Origin of the sequence: Pseudomonas sp. CFBP 8771 (genome assembly GCF_014841695.1) — a bacterium.
Lineage (GTDB): Bacteria > Pseudomonadota > Gammaproteobacteria > Pseudomonadales > Pseudomonadaceae > Aquipseudomonas > Aquipseudomonas baltica.
On record NZ_JACYUJ010000007.1, the window covers coordinates 145,450 to 159,280 of the forward strand.

The following is a 13,831-nucleotide window of genomic DNA, read 5'->3' on the forward strand; positions in this document are numbered from 1 at the left end:
GTCAACGGCCGCCGCAATCTACCTGACGCACCGCGTTGAACCCGGACGCGGCTCGCGCCGCTGCTACAGGGGTGGTGTCGGCCGCGTCCTTGCGATCTGCCTGGCCTATAGCGGTAAAGACGACTACGGATCAGCCGGCGAGGCCGACGTAGACGTTTTGCACGTCGTCGTTGCCGTCGATGGCGTCGAGGAAGTCTTCCACTTCGGCCAACTGCGCGGCGTCATCCAGAGTCACCGGGTTTTTCGGCACGTAGCCGATCTTCGCCGACACCACCGTAAAACCCTGCCCCGGCAGCGCCTTGCACACGGCGTCCAGATCGGTGGTTTCGGTCAGGAACAGGAACGCGCCCTCGTCGCCCTCCTCGACCTCCTGCGCACCGGCTTCGATGGCCGCTTCCTCGGCATCGACGTCGGCCGAATCAGGCGTCGCTTCGATCATGCCGTAGTGATGGAAATCCCAGGAGACCGAACCCTCGGCGCCCAGGGTGCCCTTGCGAAACAGCACGCGAATCTGCGAAACGGTGCGGTTGACGTTGTCGGTCAGGCACTCGACGATGACCGGCACCTGGTGCGGGGCAAAGCCTTCGTACTTGACCAATGTGTAGTTGACCGCGTCGTCGCCTACGCCGGCGCCCTTCTTGATGGCACGCTCCAGCGTCTCGCGGGTCATCGAGGCCTTCTTGGCCTGTTCGATCACCAACCGCAGGCGGGCGTTGGTGTCCGGATCGGTACCGGAACGCGCCGCGATCGAAATTTCCTTGGACAGCTTGCCGAAGATCCGCCCCTTGGCGTTGGCTGCTGCTTCGCGATGTTTAGCTTTCCACTGTGCGCCCATTTACCCGCTCTCTTGTTCGCTCGACCCATGCGCAGGCGACTGCAGCCCGCGCGTTGCGGCGCAGTTTACCTGCCCATCGCAAGCGCATCGACCAAAATTCTCCGGGCGCAACATCAACCCACGCGGGCCACCCACTTGCCGAAGCCGTCGATGAAACCCTGTAGGAATGGCCGGCTCTTCTCCACCACCTGACCGTTCTCGTCGAACAGCCCACCTGCGTGACCCAGGTACGCTTCGGGCTGCTGCATCATTGCCACGTCGAGGAACACCATGCACTGGCGCAGATGCTGGTTGGCGCCAAAGCCGCCTACCGCACCGGGCGAGACGCTGATGACCGCGCCCGGCTTGCCAGTGAAGTGGCTCTGACCGTAAGGCCGCGAGCCCACGTCGATCGCGTTTTTCAAAGGTGCCGGTACCGAGCGGTTGTACTCGGGCGTGACGAACAGCAGCGCATCGGCTTCGCCCAGCGCCTGGCGAAAGGTGGTATAAGCAGCGGGTGGGGTGACATCGATGTCTTCGTTATAAAGCGGCAGATCGCCGATTTCCACGATTTTCAACGTCAGGTTGTCAGGTGCCATAGCCTGCAGCGCCAGTGCCACCTTGCGGTTGATCGACTCTTTTCTGAGGCTGCCGACCAGTACCGCAACCGAATAGACCTTGCTCATGCCTGTACCCCTGTGATGAATGGACCGAGGGCTAGTTATAGATGACTTGGCCCGGTTTGTCCGCCATCGGTCAGGCGCCCGCACTATTTTTTCTCGCTGGCAAAACTACCTGAATAAACAGGGGTCTACAGTGCCAGCGAGATACACGCAAAATTCTTCAGAGGTTGGAACTAAAATGGCGGTAGTCCTGGTTGGGCAATTTCATGCACGCGATGCGGAAGGTCGTATCTATCCGGTGCATGAGTTTCAGGAGTCGACCCCGGCGGTCGAAGGCAGTGCGCCGACCCGTACCTACAAGCTGGCCATCGGCGATCGAGTCAACCACTTGGGCGACGACCGTTTCCAACTGGTACAGAGCGGCGTGGAAATCATCCGAATCCCTTGACAGTCCGTGCACCCATTCACGCTGACACGCCCCCCGCGTTGTTAGCCGGCAGGGAACGCGCATGAGACTGCGCCATATCGAAATCATCCAGGCGCTCTGCCAGACCGGCGAACTCAAGAGCGCTGCGCAAATGCTCGACCTTCCCGTGCAGACCCTCGAACAGAACTTGCAGGACGCCGAGCGAAAGCTGGGCTTCCTGCTGTTTGCGCGGGCCCGTGGGAGGTTCCAGCCGACCCCGGAAACCCTGCGCATGCAGGCTGCCATCGCCAACGTGCAAACTCAGGCGGACCGCCTGCAACGCCTGGCCGACAGCCTGCGCGAGCATCAGGATCCCGGACTGCACGTGGTGTGCACAGCGTCCCTGGCCCACCAGTTGCTGCCGCAGAGCATCGCTGCCCTGCGCCGACGCTTTCGTGAAACCCCGTGCACGCTGGGTGTGCAGAATACCGATGCCATGGTGCGCAGCCTGTTGCTGCAGCAGACCGACGTCGGCCTGAGCCTGCACAGTCCCAAGCACGCGTCCATTACCAGCCAGGTGCTGGCCGAAGGCAAACTGCAGTTGCTCGCCCCTCAAGGCTGGCTCTCCCCCAAGCACCGCTACATCGCACTGCATGAACTGGCGGGACAGGCGATGATCGGTCTGGAGGGGGAAGACCCGCTGAGCCTGGTGCTGGAACACAAGCTTCAAGCGCTGAATCCGCCCCCACGCATCCAGACTCGCGTGCAGACCTACCAGATGATGCGCAGCATGGTCGAGGCCGGCGAAGGGCTGGCCATCGTCGATCCTTTTACCGCAGCGGGTGCGCGTGCCCAGGGGCTGGATACGTGCCCGCTGTCGCCTGCCGTGCCGGTCACCCTCTACGCCCTCACGCGCAGTGAGGCATCGGTTTGCGCGGCGGAAAAGACCCTGCTCGAAATCATCGCGCACAACGCGCAGGCGTTGCTCTCACCCGTCCGCGAATAACGTGTACCAGAACAGCGCCGTTTCGTGGCTGGCCGCATCGATGGCCTGGTAGCGCAAGTAGTCGATCCCACCCAGCCTGAAACCACAGCGTTCGTACAGCCGGCACGCTGGCAGGTTGTTGTTCTGGGTTTCCAGCATGATGCCTGGCAAACCCTGCTTGATTGCCCAGAAACGCACCACGTCGAGCAGCGCCTTGGCCACGCCCTGCCCGCGCGCCACCGCATCGACCGCCAGTTCGTCGACGTAGGCCAGGTTGTTCCAGTGCCGGCTGACCACCACGTGACCGACGGCCCGCTCGCCGAGCCACGCCACGAAGATGGCCCCGCCGGACTCGGGTTGGCGATAGCGGGCGAACTCGGCAGGGTCTATGCCGTAGTCCTTGCGGTAGACACGCACCGACCTGAGCGGCCATTGGGCGACTGGCTGGTTGAACACGGCGGATACATAGCCACGGACCTGGGCACTGAAATCGGCGCCCAGCACGTAGTCGTCGAAACGCTCATCGGCCAGGCGAATGCACGGCTGGCTATCGGTCAAGCCACTGGCCGGGCCGTTCGCAGGCGACACAGCGGGCTACGCGCCCAACTGCGTCCAGAGCGCATCGGCCCCGGCAGCTTTGGCGATGACCTGCAGGCGTGCCAGGTGCTCGTCGAGCTCGGCCTGGCTGGCGCGGATGATCGCCGTGGGCCGGCGATCCGCCGGCAGTCGGCGGATCTCGCTGCCCTGCTTGCCGCCGCCATCGCCATCGCTGGCGTTGCCTGCCAGCGAGAGGCTGGTCTGGCCACCGGTCATGGCCAGGTAGACGTCCGCAAGAATCTCGGAGTCGAGCAACGCGCCGTGCAGCTCACGCCCGGAGTTGTCGATGCCATAGCGCTTGCACAGCGCATCGAGGCTGTTGCGTTGCCCCGGATGGCGCTCGCGGGCCATCGCCAGGCTGTCGATCACCGTGCAGTACTCGGCAATGTTTGCCCGCTCGGGCATGCCGGCGATCTTGAATTCGTTGTTCAGGAAGCCCACGTCGAAGGTCGCGTTGTGCGCGATGATCTGCGCGCCCTGGATGAACTCGTAGAGTTCGTCGGCGACCTCGGCGAAACGCGGCTTGCCCACCAGAAACTCGTCGGTGATGCCGTGGACACCAATGGCGCCCTCGTCACTGGGCCGGTCCGGCTGTACATAGACGTGAAAATTGCGCCCGGTCAAACGCCGCCCCATCAGTTCGACGCAGCCGATCTCGATCACCCTATGGCCATCGGTGACCGGCATACCGGTGGTTTCGGTGTCGAATACTACGGAACGAACGGCCATGGGCAGAAAACTCTCGAGCAGGGTGAGCGAAGATCAAGGTGGAGCGATGGGCTGCAGGCCCGAAGGGCATGAACGGCAACCGGTGAAACTCTAGCACAGCGCAGCAGGGGCTCCTATCCGGTTGCCTGACGACCGGGCCGCCTACGCCTGACGCATGCCACGCACTTCATCGACCCCACGGTTGGCCAGGTCGTCGGCGCGCTCGTTGCCCGCATGGCCGTTGTGGCCGCGTACCCACTGCCATTTGACCTGATGGCGATTGACCTGCTCGTCGAGCTGCTGCCAGAGGTCGGCATTCTTCACCGGCTGCTTGGCGGCGGTTTTCCAGCCGCGCTTTTTCCAGTTGACCATCCACTCGTTGATGCCTTTCATCACGTACTCGGAGTCGGTCACCAGCAGCACGTCGCAGCCGCGCTTGAGTTCCTGCAGCCCGCGAATGGCTGCGGTCAGCTCCATGCGGTTGTTGGTGGTGGTGCTTTCGCCGCCCCACAACTCCTTCTCCACGCCCTTGCACACCAGCAATGCCCCCCAGCCGCCGGGGCCAGGATTGCCCTTGCAGGCGCCGTCGGTGAAGATTTCCACAGTGTCACTCATCAGGCTTTTCCATCGATGTTCGAATTGTCTCGGTTGACCTTGGCCATCGGCAGCGGCAGCAACTTGCCCATTGGCTCGCGGCGTTGCTGCACCAATGGCCGCAGACCTACCACCATCTTGCGCGCAACCAATATATAGAAGCCCCCACCGCCACTCTGCCACTTGCCGGCGACGCGTTCGAGGCCGGCCAGGCGCGCCTGCCAGCGGGGCGAGGCAAGCGGCGGACGATAACACCCGAACCGGCGTTTCTCCAGCCCGAAGCCCAGCAGGTTCAGCCAGTCGGCCACCCGCGAAGCGGAGAAGCAGCGCGCCTTGTGCAGCCCGTCCTTGGCGAACACCCGGCGCGCGCCCCAGGCGCTCCACGGGTTGATGCCGACGATCAGCAGGTGCCCACCCGGCCGCACCGCGCTGGCCGCTTCGCGCAGCAGGCCGTGGGGCGAGAGGCTGAAATCCAGCCCGTGCTGCAGCACCACGACGTCCGCGGCATGTTCGCCCAGCGGCCAGGCCTGCTCTTCGCACACGATCTCGACGCCTGGAAAGGGCGCACCCATGCGCACGTTGCGGTGGATTTGCCCGGCCACCGGTGGTGGCTCGGCGCTGGGGCCGTAATGCACCAGATAGCCGCCGAAGAAGCGCGCCAGCTCTTCTTCGAGCAAGCGCTGTTCTTCGCGCAGCAGCAACTGGCCGTGCGGCCCGGCGAACCATTCGCGGGCCTGGCCGATCAGGGCCAGCCACTGTGGGTCGGCCTGGGCAAAGGCGGTATCGGTCATGACGATCTCCCACACTGAGGTTCACCTAATGCCGACGGGGCACTAAGATGGACCATTAATCGAAATCAAGCGAACCGAGCCATGATACAGATTCACGCGCTGAACGCTTTCTCCGACAACTACATCTGGTTGTTACAAGACACTGCGGCGCGCCAGTGCGCGGTCGTCGATCCGGGCGACGCCGAGCCGGTCGAGCGGTGGCTCGACGCCCATCCCGACATGCGCCTGACCGATATCCTCGTCACCCATCATCACAACGATCACGTCGGCGGCGTTCAGGCGCTCAAGCGGCGCACCGGCGCGCAGGTCAGCGGGCCGGCACAGGAATCGATCCCGGCGCGCGACCGCGCCCTGGGCGAGGGTGACAGCCTGGACGTACTCGGCCTGCACCTGCAGGTCCATGACGTGCCGGGGCATACCGCGGGGCACATCGCCTTCTACCACCTGAGCGACACGCAGCCGCTGCTGTTCCCCGGCGATACCCTGTTCGCCGCCGGATGCGGGCGGTTGTTCGAAGGCACTGCGCAGCAGATGCACGCGTCGCTGTCGCGCCTGGCCGGGCTGCCCGATGACACCCTGGTCTACAGCGCCCATGAATACACCCTGAGCAACCTGAAATTCGCCAGCGCGGTAGAACCTGGCAATCCGGACATCGCCGAGCGTCTGGAAGAGGTCACTGCGCTGCGCCAGCGCAATGCGATCACCCTGCCCACCTCGATCGGCCTGGAAAAGCGCACGAACCCGTTTCTGCGGGCTGCTGAAACATCCGTTAAACAAAAAGCAGACGAACGGGCCGGAACCTCTCACAGCACGGCGCAGGCGGTGTTCGCAACCTTGCGTAGTTGGAAAGATAAGTTCTGAAGGGCACTGATTTGTGTCGGAAATTTCTCAAAGGTTGACCGACCTTCGGTCACTTTCTAGAATCGCCCGACATTTTCGCGCGGAACTATCCTCCAGCCAATGTCGTCATCCATACGTAAAACCATCAAGTCCGACGCATTGACGCGACTGGCCCAGGCGATCGCGGTCACGCTGTGCGCCGGCCTGGCCGGCTGCCAGAGCACCGCCAGCGTGTCCTCGGGCGCCGGCCCGGACGCCCGCCCTCACGCCCTGACCGCACACGTGCGGCCCAAGCCGATTTTCGTCAACCAGAGCCAGCCGAAGAAAGCCCCACAGGACGTGTGGGAGCGTATTCGCGACGGTTTCCAGCTGCAGGACAGCATTGCCATGAACCCGCGCGTCGAGCAGCAGCGCCTGTGGTTCGTCAGCAACCCATCGTTCCTGGAAAGTGCCAGCGGTCGTGGCAGCCTGTACATGCACTACATCGTCGAGCGCCTGGAAGAACGCGACATGCCCCTCGAGCTGGCGCTGCTGCCGGTCATCGAAAGCGCCTTCAACCCGATGGCCTATTCGCGCTCCGATGCCTCCGGGCTGTGGCAGTTCATCCCGTCCACCGGTCGCTACTTCAACCTGCGCCAGACCAACTTCTACGACGGTCGTCGCGATGTCACCGCCTCCACGGGTGCGGCGCTGGACTACCTGAGCAAGCTGCACGAGATGTTCAACGGCGACTGGCTGCTGGCCCTGGCGGCCTACAACGCCGGCGAAGGCACGGTCAGCCGCGCCATGGAGCGCAACGAAAAGCTCGGCCTGCCTACTGACTACTGGAACCTGCCATTGCCGCAGGAGACCCGTGACTACGTGCCCAAGCTGCTCGCCCTGGCCGAACTGGTGCAATCGCCCCAAGCCTACGGCGTAAATCTGAACCCGATCGCCAACCAACCGTACTTCGACGTGGTGGAGGTCAACCAGCGCGTCGACCTGTCCCGCGTCGCGGCGCTGGCCGGCATCGACGAAGACGAGATGTTCCAGCTCAATCCGGCATTCAAGAAGCGCGTCACCATGGAGCCGACCCAGCACCTGCTGGTGCCCACGGCCAAGGCGCAGTTGCTGACCGCCAGCCTGTCGAACATGAAGCCCGAAGAACTGCTGACCCTGGCACCTGCCCAGCGCGTCTTCGACGAAGTGGCGGTGGTGCAGCCCAGCCGGCCCAAGTCGTACACCGTGCGCCGCGGCGACAACCTGGCGTCCATCGCCAAGGCCAACAAGGTCGATACCCGCGACCTGCAGCGCTGGAACCGCCTGACCGGCAAGAACCTCAAGGCCGGCCAGACCCTGGTCATGCAGGCCGAAACCCCGGCCAAGGGCCGCCTGGCGGCCAGGGCTGGCTCGGCTGCCAGCGATGCGCAGAAGACCACCACCTACAAGGTGCGCAAGGGCGACTCGCTGTACCTGGTCGCCAAGCGCTTCAACGTCGAGATGCAGCATCTCAAGCGCTGGAATCCGCGCAGCGGCCACGCGCTCAAGCCTGGCCAGACCCTTACGGTCTACCTCAACCGCCGCTGAGTGCGCGCTGACCTGGAACGCTCCCCCTGAGGAGCGTTGCAGCGCCAGCTTAACGCCATCACCACTCTTCTTCCTGCTGAGACAAACTGTTACTGTAAGCGCAACAAAGTCATTGCCGACCGGTTCGGATTCATGAATTGATGCGTCTCCTTCCCTTCCGCCTGCTGGCCTGCCTGCTGGGCCTTGCGTTGAGCGCCTGCGCCAACGCGACGATCATCCAAAGCCACGGCTATGCGCAATTCGGAACGCTCAAATACCCGGCACGCTTCAGCCACTTCGATTGGGTCAACGGCGATGCGCCCAAGGGTGGCACGTTGCGGACGATGGCCTTCGGTACGTTCGACACGCTCAACCCCTATACCTTCAAGGGCACCAGCCCGGTCCAGACCGCGAACTTCCTGCAGTACGGCATCAACGAGCTGAACGAGCCGTTGATGGTAGGTACCGGCCAGTACGCGCCTTCGGGGGATGAGCCCAGCTCCAGTTATGGTCTCATCGCCCAGTCGGTGGAATACAACGAAAGCCGTAGCTGGGTGGTGTTCAATCTCAGGCCGCAGGCGCGGTTCAACGACGGCCACCCGATCACCAGCGCCGATGTGGCGTTCTCATACCGTACCTTGCTGACCCAGGGCCATCCGATGTACCGCACCAACCTGCAGGAAGTGCTGCGGGTCGATGTGCTGAGCCCGACTCGCATCCGCTTCGTGTTCAAGCGCTCGGGCAATCCGCTGCTGATCCTGCGCCTGGGCGAACTGCCGATCCTGCCCAAGCATTACTGGCAAGGTCGGGACTTCCAGGCGACCACTTTCGAGGCGCCGGTGACCAGCGGCCCCTATCGCATCAAGCAGGTGGTACCGGGCAGAAGGCTGGTGCTGGAACGGGATCGGAACTGGTGGGGCAAGGATCTGCCGGTGAATCGCGGCAAGTACAATTTCGATCGCATGGAGGTCGAGTTCTACCGCGACAGCGACGTGGCCTTCGAAGCGTTCAAGGCCGGCGAGTTCGACATCTACATCGAGCACCAGGCGAAGAACTGGACCAACGGCTATGACTTTCCCGCGGTGCGTCGCGGCGATGTGATCAAGGCGCAGATTCCCCACAAGATCCCGACGCAGACCCAGGGCCTGTTCTTCAATACTCGCCGCCCGGCCTACAGCGACCCCCGCGTGCGCCAAGCACTGGGGCTGTTGCTGGATTTCGAATGGACCAACCGCGCGCTGTTCAGCGGCGCCTATCGGCGCTCCGAGAGCTATTACCCCAACAGCGAATTCGCCGCCACTGGCCTGCCCAGCGGCAAGGAACGCCTGCTGCTGTCGGCGTACAAAAACGCACTGAGCCCGGCCCTCTTTCTGGAAGCGCCGAGCATGCCCGGTACCGACGGCAACGGCATTCCTCGAGCCACCTTGCGCCAGGCCCTGAAGCTGCTTGGGGATGCCGGCTGGACGCTGCAGGGCGACCGTCTGCGCAATGCCGCAGGCCAGCCGTTGCGCCTGGAAATCCTGCTGGTCAATTCCAATCTGGAGCGCATCCTGGGGCCCTATGTCGCCAACCTGGCCAGTATCGGCGTGCAGGCCAACCTGCGCAGCGTCGATCGCGCGCAATACAAACAACGCCTGGACCAGTTCGATTTCGACATGATCTCGCTGACCCTGCCGCAGACCCTGAGCCCGGGCCTGGAGCAATGGCAGTACTTTCACTCCAGCCAAGCCACCGTGCGCGGCAGCAAGAACTATGCGGGCATTGCCAACCCGGTGGTCGATCGCCTGCTGGAGCAACTGCTCGGCGCCCAGAACCGTGACGACCAGGTAGCCGCCGCCAGGGCACTGGACCGCGTGCTGCTGTCGCAGCACTACATGGTGGCCAACTGGTACCTGGACTACCACCGCCTGGCGTACCGCAGCCGGTTGGCATTCGTCACTACACCGCCGTACACCCTGGGCCTGAGCGCCTGGTGGGTCAAGCCTACGGAGAAGAGTCAATGATGCCATTACCTGCTTTGGCCAGAGCCCTCGGCGCATGCGCGCTGAGCCTTGCGGCCAGCCTGGCACAGGCCGCGCCCCAACATGCCCTCACCCTGTACGACGAAGCACCGAAATACCCGGCCGGCTTCCAGCACTACGACTACGTCAACCCCGACGCGCCAAAGGGCGGCACCTTTCGCCAGAAAGGCGTGGGTAGCTTCGACAGCCTCAATCCCTTCATCAGCAAGGGCGTGCCTGCCGACGACATGGACCTTAACTACGATACCCTGGCGCGGCAAAGCCTGGACGAGCCGTTTACCGAGTATGGCCTGGTCGCCGGGCGCATCGAGAAAGCCCCGGACAACAGTTGGGTGCGCTTCTACCTGCGCCCCGAAGCGCGTTTCCACGATGGCCGGCCGATGCACGCCGAAGACGTCGTGTTCAGTTTCCAGACCCTGATCCAGAGCGGCTCGCCGCTGTATCGCAGCTACTACGCCGACGTCGCCGAAGTGGTCGCCGAAGACCCGCAACGGGTGCTGTTCAAGTTCAAGCACAGCAACAATCGCGAGCTGCCACTGATCCTCGGTCAACTACCGGTACTGCCCAAGCACTTCTGGGAAGGCCGCGATTTCACCAAGGGCAGCCTGGACATTCCGCTGGGCAGCGGGCCCTACAGGGTGGCAGAGGTCAAGGCCGGTCGCTCGATACGTTACGAGCGGGTCAAGGACTATTGGGCACGCGACCTGCCGATGAACCGCGGCATGTTCAACTTCGACGTGCTCGACATCCAGTACTACCGCGACAGCACCGTGGCCCTGGAAGCCATGAAGGCCGGACAGTTCGACTACTGGCTCGAAAGCAGCGCGAAGAACTGGGCGACCGCCTACGACATTCCTGCAGTCCGCGAAAAGCGCCTGATCCGCGAAGAAATACCCAACGGCAACCCGACCGGCATGCAGGGCTTCGTGTTCAACCTGCGCAAGCCGCTGTTCCAGGACGTGCGCGTGCGCGAAGCCCTGGCCCTGGTGTTCGATTTCGAGTGGACCAACAAGCAGCTGTTCAACGGCGCCTACACGCGCACCGACAGCTTTTTCGAGAACTCCGACATGGCGGCCTCGGGCCTGCCAAGCCCCGCCGAACTGAAGATTCTCGAACCGCTGCGCGGGCAGATTCCCGAACAAGTCTTCGATACACCGTTCAACAACCCGGTCACCGACGCCAGCGGCATGCTGCGCGAGCAGCAGCGTCGCGCCTACAAACTGCTGCAGGAAGCGGGTTGGCGCATCGTCGACGACAAGATGGTCGATGCCCGGGGCACACCGGTGAAGATCGAGTTCCTGCTGACCCAGGCCGATTTCGACCGGGTGCTGCTGCCGTACAAGCGCAACCTCGCCGACCTGGGTATCGAACTGGTGATCCGACGGGTCGACGTCTCCCAGTACATCACCCGCATTCGTTCGCGCGACTTCGACATGATGGTCGGCAGTTTCTCCCAGTCCACCTCGCCCGGCAACGAGCAGCGCGAGTTCTGGGCCAGCTCCAGCGCCGACAAGCCTGGCAGCCGCAACTACATCGGGCTCAGGGACCCGGCCATCGACAGCCTGGTGGAGAGCCTGATCAATGCCACCTCGCGCCAGGACCTGGTCGATCACGCCCGAGCGCTGGACCGCGTCCTGCTCTGGGGCCACTACGTGGTCCCCAACTGGCACATCAAGACCTGGCGCGTGGCGTACTGGAACCACATCGGCCACCCGGCCATCACGCCACGCTACGACGTGGGCCTGCAGACCTGGTGGAGCAAGCCCCACGCCACGCCGGCGGTTACCCCCACGCCTTCCGAGACGCCCTGACATGCTGGCCTATACCCTGCGCCGACTGCTGCTCATCATTCCTACCCTGCTGGGCATCCTGATCATCAACTTCGCCATCATCCAGGCCGCGCCTGGCGGGCCGGTGGAACAGATGATCGCCAAGCTCGAAGGCTTCGACGGCGCCACCAGCCGCATCGCCGGCGGTGGTGCCGAAGTGGCGGTCGCCGGTTCCAGCTACCGCGGCGCGCAGGGCCTGGACCCGGCGCTGGTGAAGGAAATCGAGAAGATGTACGGCTTCGACAAGCCAGCCCCCGAGCGCCTTTGGATCATGATCAAGAACTATGCGCAGCTGGATTTCGGTACCAGCTTCTTCCGCGATGCCAAGGTCATCGACCTGATCGTGGAAAAGATGCCGGTGTCGATCTCGCTGGGCCTGTGGAGCACCCTGATCATGTACCTGGTGTCGATTCCCCTGGGCATCGCCAAGGCCACCCGCCACGGCAGCCATTTCGACGTCTGGACCAGCTCGGCGATCATCATCGGCTATGCCATTCCCGCCTTCCTGTTCGCCATCCTGCTGATCGTGGTATTCGCCGGCGGCAGCTACCTGGACTGGTTCCCGCTGCGCGGCCTGACGTCCAACAATTTCGAGGAGCTGAGCTGGAGCGGCAAGGTGCTGGACTACTTCTGGCACCTGGTGCTGCCCGTCGGCGCCCTGGTGATCGGCCACTTCGCCACCATGACGCTGCTGACCAAGAACAGTTTCCTCGACGAAATCGGCAAGCAATACGTGGTCACCGCCAAGGCCAAGGGGCTGAGCAATCGCCGCGTGCTGTACGGCCACGTGTTCCGCAATGCCATGCTGCTGGTGATCGCCGGCTTCCCCTCGGCCTTCATCGGCATCTTTTTCACCGGGTCCCTGCTGGTCGAAGTGATCTTCTCCCTCGACGGCCTGGGGCTGATGAGCTTCGAGGCGGCGATCAACCGCGATTACCCGGTGGTGTTCGGCACCCTGTTCATCTTTACCTTGCTGGGGCTGGTGGTGAAATTGATCGGCGACCTTACCTACACCCTGGTCGATCCACGCATCGACTTCGGCCATCGGGAGCACTGAGATGAACCTGTCTCCCCTCAATCGGCGGCGCTTCGAACGGTTCAAGGCCAACAAGCGCGGCTGGTGGTCGCTGTGGCTGTTCCTGGTGCTGTTCGGCCTGAGCCTGGGCGCCGAACTGATCGCCAACGACAAGCCCCTGGCGGTGCGCTACGACGGCGAGTGGTATTTCCCTGCCTTCAAGCGCTACCCGGAAACGACGTTCGGCGGCGAATTCCCCCTCGAAGCCAACTACAAAAGTCCCTACCTGCGCGAACTGCTGGCGGCCAAGGACAGCTGGACGCTCTGGGCGCCGATCCCGTTCAGCTACCAGAGCATTAACTACGACCTCAGGGTACCGGCACCGGCGCCGCCTTCCGCGCAGAACTGGCTGGGCACCGACGACCAGGGGCGCGACGTGCTGGCGCGGGTCATCTATGGCTTCCGCATCTCGGTCCTGTTCGCCCTGACGCTGACCATCGCCAGTTCGATCATCGGAGTCATCGCCGGTGCGCTGCAGGGCTTCTATGGCGGCTGGGTGGACCTGGCAGGCCAGCGTTTCCTGGAGATCTGGTCCGGCCTGCCGGTGCTGTACCTGCTGATCATCCTGGCCAGCTTCGTGCAACCCAATTTCTGGTGGCTGCTGGGCATCATGCTGCTGTTTTCCTGGATGAGCCTGGTGGACGTGGTGCGCGCCGAATTCCTGCGTGGCCGCAACCTGGAATACGTGCGCGCAGCCCGCGCGCTGGGCATGCAGAACGGCGCGATCATGTTCCGCCACATCCTCCCCAACGCCATGGTCTCGACCATGACCTTCATGCCGTTCATCCTGACGGGCGCGATCGGCACCCTGACCGCCCTGGATTTTCTCGGCTTCGGCCTGCCTGCCGGTTCGCCATCGCTGGGTGAGCTGGTCGCCCAGGGCAAGTCCAACCTGCAGGCGCCCTGGCTGGGCATCAGTGCTTTCACCGTGCTGGCGCTGATGCTCAGCCTGCTGGTGTTCATTGGCGAATCGGCCCGTGACGCCTTCGACCCGAGGAAATGA

At 63.5% G+C, this 13,831-nt stretch carries 14 protein-coding genes; 8 read left to right on the top strand and 6 right to left on the bottom strand.

The genetic code is table 11. The features are described from left to right. Window positions 1-130: 130 nt before the first annotated feature. Together IFT80_RS17215 and IFT80_RS17220 are read right to left on the bottom strand one after the other, a co-directional pair. On the bottom strand, window positions 131-835 hold the full coding sequence (locus tag IFT80_RS17215; protein WP_122475984.1) for a YebC/PmpR family DNA-binding transcriptional regulator: 705 nt from the start codon (window positions 833-835) through the stop codon (window positions 131-133). Between the two features lie 113 nt (window positions 836-948). Continuing rightward, window positions 949-1,500 (bottom strand): NADPH-dependent FMN reductase, encoded by a 552-nt coding sequence (locus IFT80_RS17220; RefSeq protein WP_192137945.1) that lies wholly within the window; start codon window positions 1,498-1,500, stop codon window positions 949-951. Between the two features lie 175 nt (window positions 1,501-1,675). On the opposite strand from IFT80_RS17220, the gene IFT80_RS17225 reads away from it, so the two are divergent. Together IFT80_RS17225 and IFT80_RS17230 are read left to right on the top strand one after the other, a co-directional pair. After that, window positions 1,676-1,885 (top strand): hypothetical protein, encoded by a 210-nt coding sequence (locus IFT80_RS17225; RefSeq protein WP_122713739.1) that lies wholly within the window; start codon window positions 1,676-1,678, stop codon window positions 1,883-1,885. A gap of 61 nt (window positions 1,886-1,946) precedes the next feature. Next, a complete protein-coding gene (locus tag IFT80_RS17230; RefSeq protein ID WP_192053299.1) occupies window positions 1,947-2,849 on the top strand; it encodes a LysR family transcriptional regulator in 903 nt (300 codons plus the stop codon). On the opposite strand, the gene IFT80_RS17235 is transcribed toward IFT80_RS17230, so the two are convergent. The 4 genes from IFT80_RS17235 to IFT80_RS17250 all read right to left on the bottom strand — a co-directional run bounded on the left by IFT80_RS17235 (window position 2,832) and on the right by IFT80_RS17250 (window position 5,518). Then, window positions 2,832-3,416, bottom strand: coding sequence for a GNAT family N-acetyltransferase (locus tag IFT80_RS17235; RefSeq protein ID WP_342214348.1), 585 nt, complete (start codon window positions 3,414-3,416; stop codon window positions 2,832-2,834). The two genes, IFT80_RS17230 and IFT80_RS17235, sit on opposite strands and share 18 nt — an antisense overlap. A gap of 6 nt (window positions 3,417-3,422) precedes the next feature. Continuing rightward, window positions 3,423-4,154, bottom strand: a complete 732-nt coding sequence (gene dnaQ / locus IFT80_RS17240; protein WP_122713741.1) for a DNA polymerase III subunit epsilon — start codon at window positions 4,152-4,154, stop codon at window positions 3,423-3,425. 141 nt (window positions 4,155-4,295) lie between these two features. Continuing rightward, complete coding sequence (rnhA, locus tag IFT80_RS17245; RefSeq protein ID WP_122713742.1) at window positions 4,296-4,748, bottom strand: ribonuclease HI; 453 nt, start codon at window positions 4,746-4,748, stop codon at window positions 4,296-4,298. Next, window positions 4,748-5,518 carry a class I SAM-dependent methyltransferase gene (locus IFT80_RS17250; RefSeq protein WP_122475993.1) on the bottom strand — a complete coding sequence of 257 codons (771 nt, stop codon included), beginning with the start codon at window positions 5,516-5,518 and terminating at the stop codon, window positions 4,748-4,750. Before IFT80_RS17250 ends, rnhA begins: the two co-directional genes overlap by 1 nt. 81 nt (window positions 5,519-5,599) lie before the next feature. Here IFT80_RS17250 and gloB point away from each other — a divergent pair, with 81 nt between their 5' ends. From gloB to IFT80_RS17280, 6 genes are all read left to right on the top strand, one after another. After that, complete coding sequence (gene gloB / locus IFT80_RS17255; protein ID WP_192102318.1) at window positions 5,600-6,379, top strand: hydroxyacylglutathione hydrolase; 780 nt, start codon at window positions 5,600-5,602, stop codon at window positions 6,377-6,379. A gap of 99 nt (window positions 6,380-6,478) precedes the next feature. Then, a complete protein-coding gene (locus IFT80_RS17260; protein ID WP_192137946.1) occupies window positions 6,479-7,924 on the top strand; it encodes a lytic transglycosylase domain-containing protein in 1,446 nt (481 codons plus the stop codon). A gap of 140 nt (window positions 7,925-8,064) precedes the next feature. Then, the gene (locus IFT80_RS17265; RefSeq protein WP_192102320.1) at window positions 8,065-9,906 is read left to right on the top strand and encodes an extracellular solute-binding protein; all 1,842 of its coding nucleotides are present in this window, start codon (window positions 8,065-8,067) and stop codon (window positions 9,904-9,906) included. Beyond that, window positions 9,903-11,735: an extracellular solute-binding protein gene (locus tag IFT80_RS17270; RefSeq protein WP_192102321.1), complete on the top strand. Its 1,833-nt coding sequence runs from the start codon at window positions 9,903-9,905 to the stop codon at window positions 11,733-11,735. Before IFT80_RS17265 ends, IFT80_RS17270 begins: the two co-directional genes overlap by 4 nt. Window position 11,736: 1 nt before the next feature. Continuing rightward, window positions 11,737-12,810 (top strand): microcin C ABC transporter permease YejB, encoded by a 1,074-nt coding sequence (locus tag IFT80_RS17275; protein WP_122476002.1) that lies wholly within the window; start codon window positions 11,737-11,739, stop codon window positions 12,808-12,810. A 1-nt stretch (window position 12,811) separates the two neighbouring features. Further along, window positions 12,812-13,831, top strand: coding sequence for an ABC transporter permease (locus IFT80_RS17280; protein ID WP_122476003.1), 1,020 nt, complete (start codon window positions 12,812-12,814; stop codon window positions 13,829-13,831).

What these genes read in the sequence shown, in the direction of transcription:
- IFT80_RS17215 (WP_122475984.1), bottom strand. Translation starts at nt 835, where the DNA reads ATGGGCGCACAGTGGAAAGCTAAACATCGCGAAGCAGCAGCCAACGCC.
- rnhA (WP_122713742.1), bottom strand. Translation starts at nt 4,748, where the DNA reads ATGAGTGACACTGTGGAAATCTTCACCGACGGCGCCTGCAAGGGCAAT.
- dnaQ (WP_122713741.1), bottom strand. Translation starts at nt 4,154, where the DNA reads ATGGCCGTTCGTTCCGTAGTATTCGACACCGAAACCACCGGTATGCCG.
- IFT80_RS17250 (WP_122475993.1), bottom strand. Translation starts at nt 5,518, where the DNA reads ATGACCGATACCGCCTTTGCCCAGGCCGACCCACAGTGGCTGGCCCTG.
- IFT80_RS17270 (WP_192102321.1), top strand. Translation starts at nt 9,903, where the DNA reads ATGATGCCATTACCTGCTTTGGCCAGAGCCCTCGGCGCATGCGCGCTG.
- IFT80_RS17265 (WP_192102320.1), top strand. Translation starts at nt 8,065, where the DNA reads ATGCGTCTCCTTCCCTTCCGCCTGCTGGCCTGCCTGCTGGGCCTTGCG.
- gloB (WP_192102318.1), top strand. Translation starts at nt 5,600, where the DNA reads ATGATACAGATTCACGCGCTGAACGCTTTCTCCGACAACTACATCTGG.
- IFT80_RS17230 (WP_192053299.1), top strand. Translation starts at nt 1,947, where the DNA reads ATGAGACTGCGCCATATCGAAATCATCCAGGCGCTCTGCCAGACCGGC.
- IFT80_RS17280 (WP_122476003.1), top strand. Translation starts at nt 12,812, where the DNA reads ATGAACCTGTCTCCCCTCAATCGGCGGCGCTTCGAACGGTTCAAGGCC.
- IFT80_RS17225 (WP_122713739.1), top strand. Translation starts at nt 1,676, where the DNA reads ATGGCGGTAGTCCTGGTTGGGCAATTTCATGCACGCGATGCGGAAGGT.
- IFT80_RS17275 (WP_122476002.1), top strand. Translation starts at nt 11,737, where the DNA reads ATGCTGGCCTATACCCTGCGCCGACTGCTGCTCATCATTCCTACCCTG.
- IFT80_RS17220 (WP_192137945.1), bottom strand. Translation starts at nt 1,500, where the DNA reads ATGAGCAAGGTCTATTCGGTTGCGGTACTGGTCGGCAGCCTCAGAAAA.
- IFT80_RS17260 (WP_192137946.1), top strand. Translation starts at nt 6,479, where the DNA reads ATGTCGTCATCCATACGTAAAACCATCAAGTCCGACGCATTGACGCGA.